Here is an 18,302-nt window from a genome sequence, read left to right on the forward strand (position 1 = left end):
TAACGGAGGATGCCGCGTGCCTGTTCGGGACTGGTTTCTCAGCGAGGCGGAGCGGGACAACCCCGACTCCGCGATCCCCGTCTGGACCGAGGGCAACCTGGCCGAGGCGCTGATCCATGGCGCCACCTACTTCGACCGGCTCGTCACCGAGGTCGAGGCCCTCGAAGAGGGCGACCACCTCTTCTTCACCGACTGGCGGGGCGACCCGGACGAGCGGCTGCGCGACGACGGCCCCACCATCGCCGAGCTGCTCTCCGGCGCCGCCCGGTGCGGCGTGGTCGTCAAGGGCCTGATCTGGCGCTCCCACCTCGACCGGTTCGCCTACAGCGAGGAGGAGAACCGGCACCTCGGCGAGGAGGTCGAGGCGGCCGGCGGCGAGGTACTGCTCGACCAGCGGGTCCGTCGCGGCGGCTCACACCATCAAAAGCTGGTCGTACTCCGGCATCCCGGCCGGCCGGAACGGGATGTCGCCTTCGTCGGCGGCATCGACCTGTGTCACAGCCGGCGCGACGACGCCGACCACCGGGGCGACCCGCAGGCGGTGCGGATGGCCGGTGCCTACGGCGAGCACCCGCCCTGGCACGACGTGCAGCTCGCGCTGCGCGGCCCGGTGGTGGGTGCGCTCGACCTCACCTTCCGGGAGCGGTGGACCGACCCGGCCCCGCTGGACCAGCACGGGCCGATCAGCACCGTACGAGACAAGCTCGCCGGTGCGGACCTGCACGCCGACCCGCTGCCGCCGCAGCCACCCGACCCGCCGGCCTGCGGGCCGCACCGGATCCAGGTGCTGCGGACCTATCCGGCGATGCGTCCGGCCTACGGCTTCGCGAAGCTCGGCGAGCAGACGATCGCCCGGGGCTACACCAAGGCGATCAAGCGGGCCCGCCGGCTGGTCTACCTGGAGGACCAGTACCTCTGGTCCCGGGAGGTGGCGAAGCTCTTCGCCGACGCGCTGCGCGACAACCCCGACCTGCACCTGGTCGCCGTGGTGCCCCGGCATCCGGACGTGGACGGCCGGTTCGCGCTGCCGCCCAACGAGGTCGGCCGGGAGCAGGCCATCGCACTCTGCCGGGAGGCCGCCGCCGACCGGGTGCACGTGTACGACGTGGAGAACCACGCCGGCACCCCCGTCTACGTGCACGCGAAGGTCTGTGTGGTGGACGACGTCTGGAGCAGCATCGGCAGCGACAACTTCAACAGGCGCTCCTGGACCCACGACAGCGAACTCTCCTGCGCCGTCCTCGACGACACCCGCGACGAGCGGGAGCCGCGCGACCCGGCCGGCCTCGGTGACGGTGCCCGCCGCTTCCCCCGTGACCTGCGGCTGGCCCTGCTCCGCGAGCACCTGGACCGGGCACCCGGCGACGACGACGATCTCCTCGACCCGGCATCCGCGGTCGACGCCGTCGAGGCGGCCGCGAACGCGCTGCGGGACTGGCACGCGGGTGGCCGGCAGGGGCCCCGGCCACCGGGGCGGCTGGTGCCGCACGAGACGCGCCGACTGCCGTGGCACCAGCGACTCTGGGCCGTCCCGGCGTACCGGCTGGTCTACGATCCGGACGGGCGGGCCTGGCGGGACCGCCGCGCCGGCAACTGGTAGACCCCCGGACCGGGGCAGATGGAGGTCGAGGGGTGGCTACCGGGCACGACGACACCCTCGTCGCGGCGGCGCGGGACGGCGACGAGTCAGCGTTCGCGGCCCTGGTGGAGCGGCACCGGCGCGAACTGCGGGTGCACTGCTACCGGATGCTCGGTTCGTACCACGACGCCGAGGACCTGGTGCAGGAGACGTTTCTGCGCGCCTGGAAGAACATCGCCGGCTTCCAGGGCCGCTCCACGATCCGGGCCTGGCTCTACCGGATCGCCACCAACGCCTGCCTGGACGCGCTCGAGGGCCGTACCCGTCGGATGCTCCCACACCACCTGGGCGGCCCCTCGGACCCGGACGACGACCTGGCGCCGCCCACCGACATCCACTGGCTCCAGCCGTTCCCGGACCGGCTGTGGGAGCCGGCCGCGCCGAGCGAGACCGAACCGGACGCCGTGGTGGTCACCCGGGAGACGATCGAGTTGGCGTTCCTGGCCGCGATCCAGCATCTGCCACCGCGACAGCGGGCCGTACTGATCCTGCGGGACGTGCTCGGCTGGCCGGCCAGCCAGACCGCGACCCTGCTCGACGGGAGCGTGGCGTCGGTGAACAGCGCCCTGCAACGGGCCCGGGCCACGATCCGCCAGCACCTGCCGGAACGCCGACTCGACTGGGCGCCCTCGGCGGCACCCAGCGAGGAGGAGCGTGCGGTGCTGCGCCGCTACGTCGACGCGCTGGAACGCGCCGACCTCGCCACGATGGCCGGGCTGCTGGCCGAGGACGTCCGGACGACGATGCCGCCGTACCCGACCTGGTTCCGGGGGCGCGACTCGGTGATGCGGGCGCTCGCCACGAGCTGGGATCCGGCGCTGCCTGGGTACGTCGGCCGGTTCCGGACCCTGCCGACCCGGGCGAACGGGCGGCCCGCGCTGGCCGGGTACCTCCGGGGTCCCGGCGACAGCGACCACCAGCCCTGCACGATCTCCCTGCTGTGGTTCGGGGCCGGTCGGATCACCGAGATCGTCGCGTTTCACGATCCCAGGCTGTTTCCGGCGTTCGCGCTGCCTCCGGCGCTGCCTCCGGCGCTGCCGGCGACCGAGCGTTGGTGAACCCGCCCTGACATCCGGTGGCCCGGCACCGATGAGTTTCCGGCCGGCCGGCGGTCGCAACCAGGGAGAGCGAGAGCCAACCAACCGGAGGTAACCCGTGGCCACGTTCCTTTACTCGGCGAGCATGTCCCTGGACGGCTTCATCGCCGGCCCCGGAGGTGACATGTCCTGGTTGACCAGCTACCTCGGGCCGAACCCGACGATCGACGACCTGATCGGCAGGGTGGGCGCCATCCTCGCCGGCCACCGCAGCTACGGCGGCGACGACCCGTACCGGGACACGCCGCAGGAGGGCGAGGCGTTCGGCGGCGGGTGGAGTGGGCCGCAGTTCGTGTTGACCCACCGCCCGCCGGAGCAGCCGGTCCCGGGGGTCACCTTCGTCGGTGACCTGGCGAGTGCGGTCACCGCCGCCGGTGCCGCCGCCGGGAACGGGTACGTCAACGTCCTCGGTGCCGACGTCGCCCGGCAGTGCCTCGCCGCCGGGGTACTTGACGAGATCCTGGTCTGCGTCGTGCCGGTCCTGCTCGGCGACGGTACCCGACTCTTCGCCCAGCCCGGCGGCGCGGACGTCAGGCTCGAACGGAAGAGCGTGACCGAGGCGGCGATCGGTACGAACCTCTGGTTCCGGGTCGTCCGCTGACGCCTGCCGGCGGGTGCCTCCGCTCGACGACCGCCGATCGTCGCCGCCGCCTCGGCCTGTCAAGATCGGTGACGGGCCCCAGGTCCTGTCCGCCGACGAAGTTGCGCAAGGAGACCCAGACATGGAGATCGGCGACGTCCTCACCGCGATCCTCACCGGCCCGGTGATCGGCGCACTCAGCCGGCTCGTCCTGCCGAGCAGGCAGCCTCTCCCGCTCTGGCTCGCCATACCCATCGGGATCGTCGCCGCCCTGCTCGGCACCCTTGTCGCCCACCCGCTGGGCCTCACCGGCACATCCGGGTTCGACTGGACCGAACTGGCCATCCAGTTCGCCTTCGCCGCCGTCGGCGTCCGCCTCGCGGCCCTCCTCCACCACCGAGATGCCTAGCCGGCGCTCCGCTCCCGCAGCGGGTACGGGATGAAGGTGCTGCGGTTCTCGTCGAGGTCGAGTTGCCGGCCGATGGGCTGGGCGGCCCGCTGTGGGCAGGTCATCCGCTCGCAGGTCCGGCAGCCCGGCCCGATCGGGGTAGCCGCCTCGGTCGCGTGCAGGTCCATCCCGGCGGAGTAGACGAGCCGGCCGGCGTGCCGGGTCTCGCAGCCCAGCCCGATCGCGAAGGTCTTGCCCGGCTGGCCGTACCCGCCGTGGTGCCGGGTGACCGTACGGGCGATCCAGAGGTAGCGCTGGCCGTCCGGCATCGCCGCCACCTGGGTCATCACCCGGCCCGGTGCGCCGAACGCCTCGTAGACGTTCCAGAGTGGACACGTGCCGCCGGAGCGGGAGAACGGGAAGCCGGTCGCCGACTGGCGCTTGGACATGTTGCCGGCCCGGTCCACCCGGACGAAGGAGAACGGCACCCCGCGCGCCCTCGGGCGTTGCAGGGTGCTCAGCCGGTGGCAGACGCTCTCCCAGCCCATCGCGAAATGGTCGGTGAGCAGTTCGATGTCATAACGCATCGACTCGGCCGCGGTGAGGAACTCCCGGTACGGCAGAATCAGTGCGGCCGCGAAATAGTTCGCCAATCCGACCCGCATGAGAATCTGCGTCTGAAGGTCGGCGAAGTTTTCCTCCTCGATGATTTCGTCGATGACGTCGGCGAATTCGAGCAGTGCGATCTGGGCGCCCATCCGGATCGCCCGCTGGCCCGAGCGCAACGACGTCGACAGGTGCAGGGTGCGGGTCTCGGGCCGGTAGCGGTGCAGGTCACCGGCGAGCGAGTCGGGGTCCTGACGCACCGTGCGGACGCCGTGCCGGCCGGCCAGCCGGTCGCTGAGCGCGGCCCGGGTCTCGCCCCGGCGGATCCCGATCTCCGCCGCCAGCGTCTCGGCCGCCTCGTCCAGCTCCGGGACGTAGTTCTGTCGCCGGTAGAAGAAGTCGCTCACCTGGTCGTGCGGGCTGCGGCCGGGCACCAACTCGCGGTCGCCGAGCACCTCGGCCAGCTGGTCGTCGACCTGCCGGTAGCGGCGGTAGAGGTCGATCACCGCCTCGGCCACCTCGGGCAGCTTGCCGGCCAGTTCCGTGAGGTCGGGCAGGCTGGCCCGGGTCGGCAGCGCCTCGCGCAACTCGGCGACCAGCCGGGGCGTGTCGTGCGGCGCGAAGTAGGCGGTGTCGACGCCGAAGACCTCGGTGATCCGGATCAGCACCGGCACGGTCAGCGGCCGGGAGTCGTGCTCGATCTGGTTGAGATAGCTGGGCGAGATCCCGAGCTGCCGGGCCAGCTCGATCTGGTTGATGCCGTGCTCCTCGCGCAGCCGGCGCAGCCGCGCACCCGCGAACGTCTTGGCCACGGCGCCTCCCTCCGCCCGGATCCCGTCACGTTAACACATCTGTTAAGAAGCGCATTCGCAGCTTCGCAAAATGGCGATCCGACTTTTCAATAGTTGGCTCTTTCCGTGTCTCGACCCGTCGGCGGGCAGCGTGCCACAGTTTCGCCAAGTCCTGATTGACGGCGCGTCGCCGATCGTCGAACCAACCGGAGGAGACTTCCATGAGCACGCCGGCAGAGCGGTTGCACACCGAATGGGCCACCGACCCGCGGTGGCGGGGCGTCGAGCGGGCCTATCGACCGGAGGACGTCGTCCGGCTGCGCGGCGTACTCCAGGAGCAGCACACCCTCGCCGACCGGGGTGCCCGGCGACTCTGGGAGCTGCTGCACCAGGAGGACTTCGTCCCGGCACTCGGCGCGCTCACCGGCAACCAGGCGGTGCAGATGGTCCGGGCCGGGCTCAAGGCCATCTACCTCTCCGGCTGGCAGGTCGCCGCCGACGCCAACCTCTCCGGACACACCTATCCGGACCAGAGCCTCTATCCGGCCAACTCGGTCCCGGCGGTGGTGCGCCGGATCAACAACGCGTTGCTGCGCGCCGGCCAGATCGAGACCGCCGAGGGCCGCCGTGCCGAGGGTGACGACGCCGGGATCGACTGGCTCGCCCCGATCGTCGCCGACGCCGAGGCCGGATTCGGCGGGCCGCTGAACGCGTACGAGTTGATGACCGCGATGATCTCCGCCGGTGCCGCCGGGGTGCACTGGGAGGACCAGCTCGCCTCGGAGAAGAAGTGCGGGCACCTCGGCGGCAAGGTGCTGGTACCGACCGGACAGCACATCCGTACCCTGAACGCCGCCAGGCTCGCCGCCGACGTGGCCGGGGTCCCCACGGTGCTCATCGCGCGTACCGACGCGCAGGCGGCGACGCTGCTCACCACCGACGTCGACGAGCGGGACCGCCCGTTCGTCACCGGCGAGCGCACCGCCGAGGGCTTCTACCGGGTCCGCAACGGGTTCGACGCCTGCGTGGCCCGGGGACTCGCCTACGCCCCCTACGCCGACCTGCTCTGGATGGAGACCAGCACCCCGGACCTGGAGCTGGCCCGGCGGTTCGCCGAGGAGATCAAGGCGGTGTACCCGGACCAGCTGCTCGCCTACAACTGCTCGCCGTCGTTCAACTGGCGCCGGCACCTCGACGACGCCACCATCGCCAAGTTCCAGCGGGAACTCGGGCACATGGGCTACCGGTTCCAGTTCATCACGCTGGCCGGGTTCCACGCCCTGAACTACTCGATGTTCGACCTCGCCCGGGGGTACGCCACCGAGGGCATGCCGGCGTACGTGTCGTTGCAGGAGCGGGAGTTCGCCGCCGAGGCGTACGGCTACACGGCGGTCAAGCACCAGCGCGAGGTCGGCACCGGCTACTTCGACCTGGTCAGTACGGTGCTGAACCCGGCCGCCGAGACCACCGCGCTGCGCGGTTCGACCGAGGAGGAGCAGTTCTGATGCGGATATCGGTGAACGGCCCACTGCGGGAGCGCTACGAGGAGATCCTCAACCCGAAGGCGCTGGACTTCCTGGTCGCGCTCGACAGCGAGTTCGCGGCCCGCCGGGTGGCCCTGCTGGACACCCGGCGGGCCCGCCGGGCCCGTTACGCCGAGGGCCAACTCCCCGGCTTCCTGCCCGAGACCGAGGCGATCCGGGCCGATCCGAGCTGGCGGGTGGCACCACCGGCACCCGGCCTGCACGACCGGCGGGTCGAGATCACCGGCCCGACCGACCGGAAGATGACAGTCAACGCGCTCAACTCCGGCGCGAAGGTCTGGCTCGCCGACTTCGAGGACGCGCTCGCGCCGACCTGGGACAACGTGATCGGCGGCCAGCTCAGCCTGGTCGACGCGATCGACCGGCGGATCGACTTCACCGCACCGGGCGGCAAGCGCTACGCCCTCGGCGAGGACCTCGCCACCATCGTGGTCCGGCCGCGCGGCTGGCACCTGGTGGAGAAGCACATCGTGGTCGACGGGCGGGCGATCTCGGCCAGCCTGGTCGACTTCGGACTCTACTTCTTCCACTGCGCGCAGCGGCAGCTCGACGCCGGCAGCGGCCCGTACTTCTATCTGCCGAAGCTGGAGAGCCACCACGAGGCGCGGCTCTGGAACGACGTCTTCCGGTTCGCGCAGAACTGGCTCGGCATCCCGCAGGGCACCATCCGGGCCACCGTGCTGATCGAGACCATCACCGCCGCGTTCGAGATGGACGAGATCCTCTACGAACTCCGCGAGCACTGCGCGGGGCTGAACGCCGGGCGGTGGGACTACATTTTCAGCATCGTCAAGAACTTCGGCTGGCGGGACGACTTCGTACTGCCGGACCGGGGCGAGGTGACGATGACGGTACCGTTCATGCGGGCGTACACCGAGTTGCTGGTCCGGACCTGTCACCGGCGCGGCGCGCACGCGATCGGCGGGATGGCCGCCTTCATCCCGAGCCGCGACCCGGAGGTCAGCGCGACCGCCCTCGACAAGGTCCGGGCCGACAAGGAGCGTGAGGCCGCCGACGGGTTCGACGGCTCCTGGGTGGCCCACCCCGGCCTCGTCCCGATCTGCCGGGACGCCTTCGACGCCGTGCTCGGCGACCGGCCGCACCAGCTCGACCGGCGCCGCCCGGAGGTGGCGGTCGGCGCGGACGACCTGCTGTCGGTGGATCGCACCCCCGGCCGGGTCACCGCTGCGGGCCTGCGTGGCAACGTGGCGGTGGCGCTGCGCTACTTCGACGCCTGGCTCGGCGGCACCGGCGCGGTGGCTCTCTTCGACCTGATGGAGGACGCGGCCACCGCCGAGATCGCCCGCTGCCAGGTGTGGCAGTGGCTGCACCACGCGACGCCACTGGCCGAGGGCGGCCGGGTGACCGAGGAACTGGTCCGGTCGATCCTGGTCGAGGAGGTGACCCGGCTGAACGCGGAACGGTCGGTCACGGAGCGGGACCGGGCGACCCGGGCCGCGGAGATCTTCGTCCGGACCGCGCTCGGCGACGAACTGCCGGCCTTCTTCACCACCGAGGCGTACGCCCGACATCTGGTGACGCCCCGGTCGCCGCAGCGTACCGACCTGGCCGACCGGGCGGTGGCGGCGTAGCGGATCGGTGATCCGGGACCGGAGCGGCGATCGCGGTGCGAGCCGCACTCGTTGTCGGAGTTGCCGGTGGGCGTGACGAGCCTCCCAACCGCCACGCCCACCGGCGTCCGACGCGACGCCCCGCCGGTCATGGGCCGGGCGCCCCGACGTACCTGGCCGACTACTTGTCGGCGAGCGCGACCAGTGCGCTGGCGGTGCGGAAGTACTGGCTACGGCCGAGGTCGCCGATCGTCTTGATGCCGAGCGCCTCCCGCAGGTGGGTCGCGGCGCGCTCGCTCACCCCGGCCAGGGCGGCGACCGGGGCGTCGACGAGTTCGGCCACGCTCTTGTCCTGGTAGTCCTTGTCGACCAGTTTGGCGAGGTCGGCGGTAACCGGCACGGATGCTCCTCATAGGTTGATCGATCCGGCACCGCGCCGGATCCGGCGAGGAGTATTCCAGATAGGACAGACGCCGTGCCGGCCGCGTCGGGCATGCCGACATCCCCACGAGCCGGCCCAGGCAAGGCATCCGGCAAGCCGACAGCTGCACCAGCCGGGCCAGGTGAGCCCTCCGGCAGGCCGCCGGCTAGTCGGGATCGGGCCGGGTCGGCGCCGGGTGGCGATCCAGGTCGGCCGGGCGGGGCCGCAGCACGTTGCCGGCGAGCCGGGCCAGCTCGGCGTCCCGATCGGCCCGCTCGCGCGGCCAGCCTGCCGCGTCCGGCCGGCGCTGCCACGGCAACGGCCCGCCCGGCGGGCGGTACTCGACGCCGAGCGCGTCCAGCCGGGCCAGGTGCTCCCGCAACCGGTCGTCGAAGCCCGCCGAGGAGTCCGGCGGCGACCAGACCGCCTCGGCGAACGCGCAGAGCCGGGGAAACGCCAGATAGTCGACGGTACGCGGACTGTCGGCGTGCTCGGTCCAGAGGTTGCACTGCCCGCCGACGATCCGGTGCCGCAACTCGACCGGAAGATCGGCGGGTACCGGATCGAAGGCCCGGACGTCGGCGACGGTGAGCACGGTGCCGACCGGGATCGGCTCGTCCGGCCGGTCCGACTGGCGGTAGTCGAGGTATGCGGCGGTGTCCCAGCAGGAGACGACGTCGTGCCCGGCCCGGGCCGCAGCCACGGCCAGCGCCGGCCCGCGCCACGCCGCCACCGTCGCCCTGCCGGGCAGGCCGCCCTCCAGCACCTCGTCCCAGCCGAACAGCACCCGACCCCGCGCCGCCAGGTGCCGCTGGAGCTGCCGGACGAACCAGCTCTGCAACTCGTCCTCGTCGCGCAGCCCCAACTCGCGCCGCCGCCGCTGGGCGGCCGGGCTGGCCCGCCACTCGGACTTGTCGCACTCGTCGCCGCCGATCCCGACGTGCCGGCTCGGGAAGATCTCCAGTACCTCGTCCAGCACGTGCCGGGCGAAGTCGAGAGTCTCGTCGGAGACGTTCAGCACCCGCTGGGAGACACCCCACCTGGTCGAGACCGTGACCGGTTCGCCGGGGTCGTTGCCGAGTTCCGGGTACGCGGCGATCGCCGCCTGGGTGTGCCCGGGCAGGTCGATCTCGGGTACCACGGTGACGAAGCGCTCCGCCGCATACCTGACGATCTCCCGAAGGTCGTCCTGGCTGTAGTAGCCGCCGTGCGGCCGGCCGTCGAAGCGCTCGTGCTGGCGGGAGCCGACCATCGACTCGGGCCGCCAGGCGCCCACCTCGGTCAACCGGGGGTAGCGCCGGATCTGCACCCGCCAGCCCTGGTCGTCGGTGAGGTGCAGGTGCAGCACGTTCAGCTTGTGCGCGGCGAGCAGGTCGACGAAGCGGAGCACCCCGGCCACCGGCATGAAGTGCCGAGCCACGTCGAGCATGCAGCCGCGCCAGCCGAACCGGGGCACGTCGGAGATGTCGACGGCCGGTACCGTCCACGGACCGGTCGACACCGGCGCCCGGCGGTGCACGGCCGGCGGCAGCAACTGGAGCAGCGTCTGGGTGCCGTAGAAGACGCCGGCCGGGGCGCCGCCGATGACTGTGACACCGTCGGGGCGTACCCGCAGGTGGTAGCCCTCGACGGGCAGTGCCGGGTCGACGGCGAGGGCGATGCTGCCTCCCCCGGCGACGGAGCCACCCCCGTTGCGAGCGCCGTCACCGGGGGAGGGGTCCGGCAGGGGCAGTCCGGTGGAGCGGGAGAGGCTCTCCCGGAGCAGCCGGGCCACCCCGGCACACGCCGGATCGGCCCGCAGCACCGTGGCTGGGCCGAGAACGAACGCGCCCGATCCACCATGGACGGTGCCGGGGCGGGGGAGCGGCATCAGTCCTTCACCGCCCCGCCGAGCCCCGACACCAACCGACGCCGGACGAAGACGAAGAAGACCAGCACCGGTACGGTCATCAGGGTGGAGGCGGCCATGATGCCGCCCCAGTCGTTCTCGTCCGGCTTGAAGAAGACCAGCAGCGCGGCGGGGAGGGTCTGGTTCTCGGTGGCGCTGATGATGAAGGTCTTGGCGAAGAGGAAGTCGTTCCAGGCGGTGATGAAGGAGAAGACGCTTGTGGCGGCGAGGCCGGGTGCGACAAGCGGGAAGAGGATCCGCCACAGGACTGTGAACCGGGAGGCGCCGTCCACTGTGGCCGCCTCCTCCACCTCCGGCGGTATCGCGGCGACGAAGCCGCGCAGCATCCAGATCGCGAACGGCAGGCTGAACGCCAGCTGCACCAGCACCAGCGAGCCGAGGGTGTTCAACCCGACCCCGGGCACGGTCCGGCCGAGATCACGGATCTGGAAGAAGAGCGGGATGCTCAGCGCCTCCACCGGCACCATCTGGGCGACCAGGAACATCACCAGTACGGTGCTGCGGGTCCGGAACCGGTAGCGGGTCAGCGCCACCGCGGCCAGGAACGCGACGAGCGCGCTCAGCGCGACCACGGCGAGCGCCACCACCAGGCTGTTCAGGAAGTACCTGCCGAAGCCGCTCACCCCGAGCGCCGAGCGGAAGTGGTCGAGGGTCGGGTGCAGCGTCCACGGGCGGGGGTCGGCCGAGAGGATCTCGCCGGTCGGCTTCAGCGCCGACAGCACCATCCAGTAGATCGGGAAGACCGTGACCAGCGCGACCGCTATGGCGACGGCGTCCGCGACACGACGGCGCAGCATAGTGCCGCCTTTCGTTCGTGACTGCGGGGCTCGCAACCCCGGCTCACTCCTCGCACTCACAGCACACCCCCGGTGCGGCGCAGTGCCCGCAGGTAGAAGAGGGTCACCACCAGCAGGATCAGGGTCATCACGATGCCGATCGCCGAGCCGAGGCCGTACTGGGACGAGGCGAAGGCCTTCTGATAGGCGTACACGTTGAGCACCATGTTCTGGCCGGCGATGCCGCCGCCCCGGGTCATCACGTAGATCTGGGTGAAGACCTTGAAGTCCCAGATGATCGACTGGATCACCACTATCGCGATGAGCGGCCGCAGCATCGGCATGATGATCCGGCGGAACGTGGTCGCCGCACCGGCACCGTCCAGCGCGGCCGCCTCCAGCACCGACGGCGGGACGGCCTGGATGCCGGCGTACAGGGTGATCATCACGAACGGGAAGGAGTGCCAGACCACCACCGCGCCGACCAGGGCGAAGGCGACGGTCCGGTCGTAGAGCCAGTTGTAGCCGTCCAGCCCCAGCACCTCGTTGACCAGTCCGAGGTTGCTGTCGAAGAGGAAGATCCAGACCACCGAGCCGGTCATCGCCGGTGCGGCCCAGGCGGTCAGCGCGGCGTACGACAGCAGGGTCCGGGCCAGCGTGCCGATCCGGGTCATCAGCACCGCCAGCGCGGCACCCAGGGCGAGGGTCACCACCACGCACCCGGCGGCGAAGACCACCGTCTGGCCGAGCACCGTCCAGAACGTCGGGTCGCCGAAGAGGGTACGGAAGTTGCCCGTCCCCACGAACCGGGCCGGCTCGCCGCCGGAGACCTGCGGCTGCCCGTAGTCGAAGAGGGAGAGCAGGCCGAGCTGATAGAGCGGGTACGCGAACATCGGCACCAGCACGGCGAGCGCCGGCAGCAGCAGCCAGAGCGGCATCAGCCGCTGCTGCCGGCGGATCGTTGCGGACGACGGCACCGGTGGCTACTTCCCGAACGCCGCGGTGATCTGGGTGTTCGCCTCGGCGGCCGCCGAGGCGACGGTGGCCCGGCCGGTGATCACCTTTTGCAGCATGTTCGGCAGGATCTTCTCGGCGTCGATGGTGGTCCACGCCTTGTCGACCGGGACGAACCTCGTCCCCGCCTCCATCGTGGCGACGAACGGCTTCAGGAACGGCTCCTTGGCGATCACCTCGGTCCGGGCGGACTTCATCGCCGGCACGAAGCCCATCGCGTCGTAGAGCTTGAGGGTGTATTTCTTGCTCGCCAGCAGGTGCATGAACTCGACGGCCAGGCTGCGGTGCGTGGTGGAGCGGAAGACCCCGAGGCTGCTGCCGCCGGCGAAGGCGGGGGCGATCGAGCCGGGCTTGGCGCCGGGCAGCGGCACGACGGCGTACCTGCCCTTGACGGCACCGGCCTCCACCGCCGAGCGGTTGAAGTTGCCGAGGATGCCCATTCCGGCCCGACCGGCCGCGAACGCCTCCACGGTCCCGCCACCGGTCAGGTCCACGCACTGCTGTGCCGGGCAGATCTGCGGGCTGAACAGGTCGGTGTACGCCTTGATCCCGGCCTTGGACGCCGGCGAGTCGATGGCCGCGGTGTACTTCCCACCCGCGTCGGTCGCGATGTCGCCTCCGGCGTCCCAGACGAACGGCAGCGCGCCGAAGGTGTAGAGCCCACCGACGGCGATCCCGAGCATGTCCCTGCGTTCGGCCCGGATCGTCCTGGCGGCGGTAACCAGTTCGGCGTACGAGGTCGGGGGCTTGAGCCCGAGTTCGGTGAAGACGTCGGTGCGGTAGTACAGCGCCCGGACGCCGATCCACCACGGCACCCCGTACGCCTTGTCGGCCACTGTCACCGTCTGGACCAGGTCGGCCGGCAGGTCGGCGGCCTCGGCCCACTTCCGGTTCTCCTCGGTGACGTCGGCCATCCCGCCCGAGGCGACGAAGTTGGCCAGGTCGGTGTTGCCGACCTCGGTGACGTCCGGCGCGCTCGCCGGGTCGTTCAGCGCGCCCTTGTACTTCTCCGCCCGGGTGTCGGTGGCCAGGTAGCTGACGTCGACCTTCACGTCGGCGTTCTTCGCGGTGAACTCGGCGATCGCCTCGTTGACCACCGCCTCCTTGGCGGCCCGGTTGGCCTCGTCGAAGAGCCAGACCCGCAGCGTGCCGGTCCGGCTGTCGGTGCTGTCGGTGGGCGCGTCTGTGGAGGGCGCGCAGGCGCCGGCGCCGAGCGCCAGCGCGAGCAGCGCGGGAAGTGCCAGGAGTTTCCGCACGGGCTTCCTCCTCGAATAACGAGCTAGGTTCGTAATTAGGTCGATATGGATGTCATCCAGGCTGGGGTTCCGCCGGCCACCCGTCAAGTAACAATTTCCCTGCTCAGAGCCGCTGTGCGGGCAGGCTGGAGCAGCCGTCCGGCCGGGCCGGACGGCACTGCCCGGGGCGGTTCAGTCGCCCAGGTAGAGCACCGCGTCGATCTCGATGTCGAAGCCCTCCAGCGCCACCGGCAGGGTGGTCCGGGCCGGCAGGTTCTCGGTGCCGAAGAACTCCCGGTAGATCTCGTTCATCGCCGGGAAGTCGGCGAAGTCGCGCAGGTAGACGCCGACCCGTACCGCCCGGCCGAGGTCGCCGCCGGCCGCCTCGGCCACCTTCGCCAGGTTGGTGAACGCCGCCCGAGCCTGCTCGGCGAAGTCGCCCCGCACCCAGGTGCCGTCCGGGCGCACCGGGCAGGCTCCGGAGAGGTACGCGAAGTCCCCGGCGAGCACCGCGTGCGAGTACGGCCCGCCGGGCGGCGCCGCCTGGTCGGCCACCACGATCTGCTTGGGCATGGGTCAACCTCCGTGTCGGGGAAACTGTTCGGCGAGCCCGTCCGGGCCCACCAGGGGTGTGGTGAGAAGTCGACGTACCGCCCGGTCCCGGTCGGCCAGTGCGGCGCGCTGCGCCTCGGTGAGCGGGATCCACGGCGGGACGGGTTCGGGCAGCCGGGGTGCCAACAGCCGGCCCGCCCGGTAGGTCGCCTCGTTGACCAGCCGCAGTGGCGCGTACCGGCGCTGCCCGTGCACGTCGACCAGTTCGTGCCGGCCCGGCTCGATCGAGAAGACCGCGAGATCGGCCGGGGCGCCGACCGCGAGCGTGCCGGTCCCGGCCGCCAGGCCGAGCGCCCGGGCCGGTCCGACGGTCGTCGCCGCCACCACCTGCGGCAGGCTCATCCCGACCGCCACCATCTTGGCCATTGTGGTCGGCAGGTCGAAGACCGGGCCGTGCAGCGAGCGGCTGTGCAGGTCGGTGGAGACCGCGTGCGGCGGCATCCCGGCGACCAACTGCGCCTCGAGTACGTCGAAGGCGAAGCCCCCGGAGCCGTGCCCGAGGTCGAAGCGCACCCCCGCCTGGTACGCCTCCTTCGCCGCCGGGTCGAAGCCGTCCGGTCCGGCCGCGATGCCGCTCGCGCAGTGCGTGATCAGGTCACCGGGGCGCAGCAACGGCAGCATCTGCGCCACTGTCGGCGGGGCCGCGCCGATGTGCACCATCACCGGCAACCCGCACTCCTGCGCCACCTCGACCGCCCGGCGCAACGGGGCCAGGCCGTGCGTACCGACGTTGTGCCGGTCCATCCGTGCCTTGATCCCGACGATGCGCTCCCGGTGCGCCCGTACCGTCGCCACCGCCAGCTCCACGTCGCAGTTGGCCAGCTCCCGGGACTCGCCGACCGGGGCGACCAGCCCCACCGCGGAGATGTTCAGCAGTGCCGGCACCCGCACGGTGTACCGGGCCGAGGCGGTGGCGAAGGCCGGGAACCCGTACGCCCCGGCGGAGCCCGCGTCCACCCAGGTCGTCACCCCGGAACGCCAGGCCACCGGATCGGGGTCGATTCCCCAGTACGTCGCACCGGCGTGCACGTGCGTGTGCAGGTCGACCAGGCCGGGCGTGACCAGCCGGCCGGCCAGCTCGATCCGCTCGGCGGCCCGCTCCCGGGGCAGTACCGGGGCGACCGCCGCGACCCGGCCGTCCCGTACGGCGATGTCGTGCCGCCCCGTCCGGCCGCTACCCGGGTCCAGCAGCTCCGCGCCGGTGAAGAGCAGATCCCAGCCCTCCCGGCCGAACCCGGCGGGCGACCCGGCGGCGGGCTCGGCGGGGGACCCGATGGGGGACTCGACGGCAGGCCCGGTCACCGGGCCGCCTCGGCAGGTGCGACAGTCCCCGCCTCGGCAGGTGCGACAGTCCCCGCCTCGACCGGTGCGACAGCCGTCCGCGACTCGCCGGCGGCGCCGATGCGCAGCCGGTAGAGCCGGGCCGGGCGGCCCTTGCGGTGCACCTGGGTGCTTCCCTCCACCTCGACCAGCCCCGAGTCGCTCAGCTTGCGGATCAGCCGCCGGCCGCTCGGGTCGGTGATGCCGAGCTGCTGGGCCAGGTCGGCGGGGGAGATGGCCCGCCCCTCCAGCGACCGTTCGATGGCCGCGAGCCGGGACAGCGTCGCGGCGCTCAGCCCCACCTCGGCAGCGAGCCGTTCGAGTTGGGCGCCATGCTCCCGGTAGGTGAAGGCGAGCGCGCCCCCGGCCGGGCTCATCGGGCCGATGATGACGCCACCGTCCTCGACCAGGTACGCGCTCGGCGCCTCCTCCTGCTCGGCCCGGGCGACCGCCCGCTCGGCCAGGTGCAGGCAACTCCGGGCCGAGGCACCGACCCCGAACCCGGCGGCGACCCGGATGCCGAGGGTCTCCTGCGCCTGGCCGAGCGCGGGCAGCGACACCCAGCTGTTGGTCGCCTGCTCGAAGAGCGCCTGGTGGGCGAAGACCACCACGCCGCGCCGGCCCCGGTTCTCGATCCAGGCGTCGCCGAACTCGGGCGTGTTGAGCAGCAGGTTCATCAGTCCCACCCGGGCCCGGTCCAGGTCGAGCTGCGGTCCGGCCCGGCCGACCAGGAAGATTCCGGCGGCGAAGCGCAGCGCACTCGCCTGTTTGGACTGGACCTGGAGGGCCAGCTCGTGCAGTTGGGCCCGCAGGGTGGCCGGCCCGGGCAGGCCACCGAGGACCGGGGTGTTCTGCTGGAGCTGGGCGGCGACCGCCGTACGCAGGCTGATCACGTAGTCGGCGCCGGTCCGAGCCAGTGCCGACCGGTGGAACGCGACGATCTCCGCCACGCTCTGCTCCGGGTCGTACGGCAGGCAGTTGATCTGCGTCCGGTCCAGTTCCAGGGCCCGGGCCACCTCGTCGACGGTCTGGGTGTCGTAGGTGTCGATGCTGACCGGGGTGGGTCGCCATCCCCGGGACAGCGCCTTGAACAGCGCCAGCGACAGATCCAGCCCGGCCGAGCGGAGGATCGCCACCGGCAGATCCGCCGGAAGCAGGTCCCGGCACTTGGCGTACGGGACCGGGCCGAGCAGCAGGCCGTCGACGCGTTGCCGGGCGAGCAGGCCGCCGACAAGTTCCCGGACCGCGTCCTCGTGCTGGTAGACGATCCACTCGAGCGTCACCCCGGCCAGCGTGCGGGCGGCGTCCTCGAAGACGGCGCGGTGGCTGGCGTGGATGACGAGACCGATCACCATCCGGCTCCCCAGGTTCGAAAATGGTCCGTTAACGGTGGCGCGGATAGCCTGGACCCGAGCGACCTCGCTCGTCAAGTCGTTGACGAGGGCGGTTCGGGTCCGGCAGGCTGGGCAGCCGACAGCGAACCACATCCGAACCTGTCCGGGAGAGAGCCGTGCGCCACCAACTCGACGGGCCCGCGCTTGACTGGCGCGCCAAGGGCTTCTGGCAACCCGACGAGCCGGTCCCGGACGCGGCGTTCGCCGCCGCCGGGCACTCGCTCTTCGACGGCGCCGTCAGCTGGCCGGTACTCGCGGTCCGGCGGTCCGCCGTCGCGCACAACGTCGCCACGATGGCCGGGTTCTGTGCCAGGCACGGCTTCTCGTTCGCCCCGCACGGCAAGACCAGCATGGCTCCCTCGCTGCTCGACGCCCAGCTCTCCGCCGGTGCCTGGGCGATCACCGTGGCCACCGCCAACCAGGTGCTCGCCTGCCGTGCCCTCGGGGTACCCCGGGTGCTGCTCGCCAACGAGCTGCTCGATCCGGCACCGCTGCGCTGGCTGGCCGGGGAGGTCGACCGGGGCTTCGAGGCACTCTTCCTCGTGGACTCGCTAGCCGGGGTCGAGGCGATCGACGCGGCGCTCGCCGACCAGCCGGCCGGTACGCCGCTGCGGGTACTCGTCGAACTCGGTTTCCCCAATGGACGGACCGGCTGCCGCACCGTGGCGCAGGTGGTCGAGGTCGCCGAGGCGCTCGCCGCCACCCGGCGGGTACGCCTCGACGGCGTCGCCGGCTACGAGGGCGGGTTGCCGGACGGCGCGGCGGTGTCGGCGTACCTGCGGCGGCTCCGCGCGGCGGCGACCGAGCTGGCCCGTCGCGGGCTGGTCGGCCCGGAGGTGCTGGTCAGCGCCGGTGGCAGCGCCTGGTTCGACCTGGTGGCCGAGGAGCTCGGCGGTGCCTGGCTGACCGGTCACGACCTGCGGGTGGTGCTGCGCAGTGGCGCCTATGTCACCCACGACCACGGCTTCTACGCCGAGCACACCCCGTTCCGGCGGGTTCCCGGGCAGGGGCACCTGGACGCCGCACTGGAGCTGTGGGCGCAGGTCACCTCCACTCCGGAGCCGGGGCTGGCGATCGTCGGGATGGGCAAGCGGGACGCCCCGTACGACGAGGGCCTGCCGGTGCCGTTGCGGATCCGGCGCCGCTCGGGCGAGGAGGAACCCGTCACCGGGATGGCGGTGACCCGGCTCAATGACCACCACGGCTATCTCTCGGTGCCGCCCGGCGTCGCCCCGCGCCCCGGTGACCTGGTCTGCTTCGGCATCTCCCACCCGTGCACCGCCTTCGACAAGTGGCGGGTGCTGCCGGTGGTCGACGACGGACACACCATCGTGGACCTGCTGCGCACGTACTTCTGACGAAACTTTTCGCTGCGTACGGCGAACTTTTGTAGATCGCGACCAAA

16 protein-coding genes are annotated in these 18,302 nt (G+C 71.8%); 7 read left to right on the top strand and 9 right to left on the bottom strand.

Translation table 11 applies throughout. The annotated features are described in order from the left end of the window. Positions 1-16: 16 nt before the first annotated feature. The 4 genes from CLT71_RS35160 (at position 17) to CLT71_RS35175 (ending at position 3,725) form a co-directional block, all read left to right on the top strand. Positions 17-1,600, top strand: coding sequence for a phospholipase D family protein (locus tag CLT71_RS35160; RefSeq protein ID WP_101370897.1), 1,584 nt, complete (start codon positions 17-19; stop codon positions 1,598-1,600). Between the two features lie 32 nt (positions 1,601-1,632). Continuing rightward, complete coding sequence (locus CLT71_RS35165) at positions 1,633-2,697, top strand: sigma-70 family RNA polymerase sigma factor (RefSeq protein WP_101370898.1); 1,065 nt, start codon at positions 1,633-1,635, stop codon at positions 2,695-2,697. Between the two features lie 97 nt (positions 2,698-2,794). Beyond that, a complete protein-coding gene (locus tag CLT71_RS35170; protein ID WP_101370899.1) occupies positions 2,795-3,337 on the top strand; it encodes a dihydrofolate reductase family protein in 543 nt (180 codons plus the stop codon). Positions 3,338-3,458: 121 nt separating this feature from the next. Next, a complete protein-coding gene (locus tag CLT71_RS35175) occupies positions 3,459-3,725 on the top strand; it encodes a GlsB/YeaQ/YmgE family stress response membrane protein (protein WP_101370900.1) in 267 nt (88 codons plus the stop codon). Here CLT71_RS35175 and CLT71_RS35180 read toward each other — a convergent pair. Further along, on the bottom strand, positions 3,722-5,122 hold the full coding sequence (locus CLT71_RS35180) for a helix-turn-helix transcriptional regulator (RefSeq protein ID WP_101370901.1): 1,401 nt from the start codon (positions 5,120-5,122) through the stop codon (positions 3,722-3,724). The two genes, CLT71_RS35175 and CLT71_RS35180, sit on opposite strands and share 4 nt — an antisense overlap. A gap of 200 nt (positions 5,123-5,322) precedes the next feature. Here CLT71_RS35180 and aceA point away from each other — a divergent pair, with 200 nt between their 5' ends. After that, positions 5,323-6,606 (top strand): isocitrate lyase, encoded by a 1,284-nt coding sequence (gene aceA / locus CLT71_RS35185; protein WP_101370902.1) that lies wholly within the window; start codon positions 5,323-5,325, stop codon positions 6,604-6,606. Then, entirely contained in the window at positions 6,606-8,237 is a 1,632-nt protein-coding gene (gene aceB, locus CLT71_RS35190; protein WP_101370903.1) for a malate synthase A, read from the top strand. The genes aceA and aceB overlap by 1 nt, the downstream gene beginning before the upstream one ends. Before the next feature lie 160 nt (positions 8,238-8,397). Here the strand turns inward: aceB and CLT71_RS35195 are convergent, their stop codons facing one another. From CLT71_RS35195 to CLT71_RS35230, 8 genes are all read right to left on the bottom strand, one after another. After that, positions 8,398-8,616, bottom strand: coding sequence for a hypothetical protein (locus tag CLT71_RS35195; protein WP_101370904.1), 219 nt, complete (start codon positions 8,614-8,616; stop codon positions 8,398-8,400). Positions 8,617-8,803: 187 nt separating this feature from the next. Next, complete coding sequence (locus tag CLT71_RS35200) at positions 8,804-10,507, bottom strand: beta-N-acetylhexosaminidase (protein ID WP_101370905.1); 1,704 nt, start codon at positions 10,505-10,507, stop codon at positions 8,804-8,806. Continuing rightward, on the bottom strand, positions 10,507-11,343 hold the full coding sequence (locus tag CLT71_RS35205) for a carbohydrate ABC transporter permease (protein ID WP_101370906.1): 837 nt from the start codon (positions 11,341-11,343) through the stop codon (positions 10,507-10,509). Before CLT71_RS35205 ends, CLT71_RS35200 begins: the two co-directional genes overlap by 1 nt. Before the next feature lie 56 nt (positions 11,344-11,399). Then, positions 11,400-12,299, bottom strand: a complete 900-nt coding sequence (locus CLT71_RS35210) for a carbohydrate ABC transporter permease (protein WP_486483622.1) — start codon at positions 12,297-12,299, stop codon at positions 11,400-11,402. Positions 12,300-12,305: 6 nt separating this feature from the next. Beyond that, complete coding sequence (locus tag CLT71_RS35215) at positions 12,306-13,592, bottom strand: extracellular solute-binding protein (RefSeq protein WP_101370907.1); 1,287 nt, start codon at positions 13,590-13,592, stop codon at positions 12,306-12,308. Positions 13,593-13,763: 171 nt separating this feature from the next. Then, entirely contained in the window at positions 13,764-14,144 is a 381-nt protein-coding gene (locus CLT71_RS35220; protein ID WP_101370908.1) for a RidA family protein, read from the bottom strand. 3 nt (positions 14,145-14,147) lie between these two features. Next, entirely contained in the window at positions 14,148-15,485 is a 1,338-nt protein-coding gene (locus tag CLT71_RS35225; protein ID WP_486483623.1) for an amidohydrolase/deacetylase family metallohydrolase, read from the bottom strand. Continuing rightward, positions 15,482-16,858 (bottom strand): MarR family transcriptional regulator, encoded by a 1,377-nt coding sequence (locus tag CLT71_RS35230; RefSeq protein WP_199187821.1) that lies wholly within the window; start codon positions 16,856-16,858, stop codon positions 15,482-15,484. Before CLT71_RS35230 ends, CLT71_RS35225 begins: the two co-directional genes overlap by 4 nt. Positions 16,859-17,013: 155 nt before the next feature. Here CLT71_RS35230 and CLT71_RS35235 point away from each other — a divergent pair, with 155 nt between their 5' ends. Then, positions 17,014-18,255 carry an alanine racemase gene (locus CLT71_RS35235; protein WP_101370909.1) on the top strand — a complete coding sequence of 414 codons (1,242 nt, stop codon included), beginning with the start codon at positions 17,014-17,016 and terminating at the stop codon, positions 18,253-18,255. Positions 18,256-18,302: the final 47 nt, after the last annotated feature.

The sequence above is a fragment of the Plantactinospora sp. CNZ320 genome (assembly GCF_002846275.1).